General features: G+C 65.0%; 1 protein-coding gene. It reads left to right on the top strand.

The window, feature by feature from the left end:
* Positions 1 to 21: 21 nt before the first annotated feature.
* Positions 22 to 417: hypothetical protein (locus tag RVY79_RS17605; RefSeq protein WP_317465786.1), on the top strand; the 396-nt coding region annotated here is incomplete at its 3' end.

Raw genomic sequence — 417 nt, 5'->3', positions numbered from 1 at the left:
CAACTCGTAGCACGCATGGGTATGGGCACGCTGGTCGGCACCGGACTGCTGGCGACGGCCTGGTTTGCGCTGAACACGGTGTCGGTACAACTGACACCGGGAATGAAGATCGGCATGAGCCTGTGGAAACTGCTGGGCATGCTCAACACCTCTGGCGATGCCATGGCAGCACTCAGCGGCAACGGCGGCAGCACGGGAATGTACGGCGTGCTGGCCATCGCAGCGCTGGCGGGCCCTGCCGCCTCGTACTTCGTACGCGATGCCCGCGCGCAGCTCGCAAATTGCCTCCCCCTGCTGTTTCTGCTCGGGATCGGCATGGCTTTCTACGCGGGCATCAGCAGCAGCCTGTCGCAAGCACAAAGCGCGGCCGCGGCATTTGGCGGCAACGGTGCCGCCGATATGGTCGGCGCCATGACG

This window comes from Chromohalobacter sp. HP20-39 (assembly GCF_033052815.1).
Taxonomy (GTDB): Bacteria; Pseudomonadota; Gammaproteobacteria; order Pseudomonadales; family Halomonadaceae; genus Chromohalobacter.
This window is presented reverse-complemented; position numbering and strand designations above follow the sequence as displayed.